At 70.1% G+C, this 1,506-nt stretch carries 1 protein-coding gene; it reads right to left on the bottom strand.

Annotated elements, in window-relative coordinates:
• Window positions 1–60: 60 nt before the first annotated feature.
• Entirely contained in the window at window positions 61–1,380 is a 1,320-nt protein-coding gene (locus tag DW754_RS10800) for an IS256 family transposase (protein ID WP_233502389.1), read from the bottom strand.
• Window positions 1,381–1,506 lie beyond the last annotated feature (126 nt).

The following is a 1,506-nucleotide window of genomic DNA, read 5'->3' on the forward strand; positions in this document are numbered from 1 at the left end:
GGTGGCGCGCGCAGACGTGGTGTAAGAGCGTCCCGAGGTCCGTCGCTGCAAGTCCCGATGTTACTCCTTCTTGAGACCGCGCCTCTCGACTATCTCGTCCACTATCTCCCTGGCGCGCCGCCCGAGCGCGCGGCGCCTCCCCTCTGTCGGGGCCGGCCTGTCCGCGGGCTCGGCGAAGCCCTCGGCGGCCGAGGCCTCGGAGAACACGCGCTGCTGGGACCACTGTCCCTCGGTCTCCATGAGGCTCGCGCACGTCAGGCGCAGCATCGACTCCCTCGAGGGGAAGGACTGCACGACCCTGTAGCGGCGCTTGATCTCGCGGTTGGCGCGCTCCTGGACGTTGTTGGTGCGGAGCTTGGCCCAGTGCGCCCTGGGGAAGGCCGTGAACGCCAGCGCGGAGTCCTCGGCCTGCTCGAAGACCTCGCCGGCCCTGGCGGACACCGACGCCACCCAGGGCGCCGCCTCGGCCCACACGCAGCGCGCGAGGTCGGGGTCGTCCTGGTAGACCGCGGCGTGCACGAGGTCCCTGACGGCCGCCTTGGAGTCCTCGGGCCTGCCCGAGCAGGCACTCTGGAGGTTGCGCTGCAGGTGCGTCACGCAGCGCTGCCAGGCGCAGCCCTGGAACAGGCGCGAGACGGCGGCCACGAGCCCGGCGTGGCTGTCGGAGACCACGAGGCGAACGCCGGCCAGCCCGCGCTCGCGCAGCCCGCCGAGGAATGCCGCCCAGGAGTCCTCGCTCTCGGTGTCGACCACGTCGCAGCCCAGGAAGTGCTTGCGCCCGTCGGCGCCCAGCCCGATCGCGGTCACGACGCCCTGCGAGACGACCGACGAGCCGACCCTGCAGCTCATGTAGGTGGCGTCGAGCCACAGGTAGCAGCACGGCGTGCCCGACAGGTCGCGGCGGCGGAACTCCGCCACCTCGGCGTCGAGGTCGGAGCAGAGGCTCGAGACCTCCGAGCTCGACAGCGAGGATATGCCCAGCTTGGACGCCACGCGCTCGACCTTGCGGGTGGACACGCCGCATACGTACATCTCCTGCACGATGGCGGCCACCGAGGTGTCGACGCGCGACCATCGCGCGAGCATGCCCTCGGGGTAGTAGGTGCCGTGCCTGAGCTTGGGTATCTCGAGCTCCACGTCGCCCACGGCGGTCTTGAGCGACCTGGGGCGGTAGCCGTTGCGGCTGTTCTCCCTGCCGTCGCTGCGCTCGTTGCGGCTCGCGCCGCACATCTGCTGGGCCTCGGAGTCCATCAGCGCGTTCATCACGCTGCCCAGCACCCTGCACGCGAACTCGCGCGCGTCGCCGCACTCCTGCCAAAGCCTCGCCGCCTCGAGGGCCTCGTCGCGGCCGAGGCGCAGTACACTCTCTTCTTGGGGCATCGCCTTTCCTTCCATCCGTCACCTTCATTACTCCAACGACGAATTCTAGGCGGTGTCCCCTCCCTTTCAAGAAAGGGCGGAGGCGGGGCATGCCCCGCCTCTTACACCACATCTCTGCGCGCTACC

The sequence above is a fragment of the Collinsella sp. AM29-10AC genome (assembly GCF_003469085.1).
GTDB lineage: Bacteria > Actinomycetota > Coriobacteriia > Coriobacteriales > Coriobacteriaceae > Collinsella.